Source organism: Paenibacillus dendritiformis (assembly GCF_015845845.1).
In the GTDB taxonomy this organism is placed as follows: Bacteria; Bacillota; Bacilli; order Paenibacillales; family Paenibacillaceae; genus Paenibacillus_B; species Paenibacillus_B dendritiformis_C.
In genome coordinates this window covers 1-248 of the sequence record NZ_LDIG01000012.1, presented here as the reverse complement: position 1 = coordinate 248, position 248 = coordinate 1, and the positions used below count along the sequence as shown (strand labels likewise).

Here is a 248-nt window from a genome sequence, read left to right as displayed (position 1 = left end):
ACGCAGCAAGTCTGCCGACTCTTCCAGCAGAATGGTTTGCCAATCGTAGCTGCTGGCCGCTGCCAAATCCAGACGCTGCCGGAGTGTGGGAGAGGAGGGGACGTGTTTGAGGCCTAAGGATTTGGTGAAAAAGCGATCCTTCCGAAAGGGCTCAATCTGATCAAAGTCACTTTTCCCTTGACAAAGTAGCCCCAGGTACGCGTAGACCACATCCGGGTGAGTGACCGTGGGTTGATGTACACCGGGAA

Annotated in this window: 1 pseudogene; it reads right to left on the bottom strand. The window is 54.8% G+C overall.

Going from position 1 to position 248, the window contains the following annotated elements:
- A pseudogene (locus tag ABD76_RS28965) lies at nucleotides 1-248 on the bottom strand (IS1380 family transposase); the annotation flags it as partial.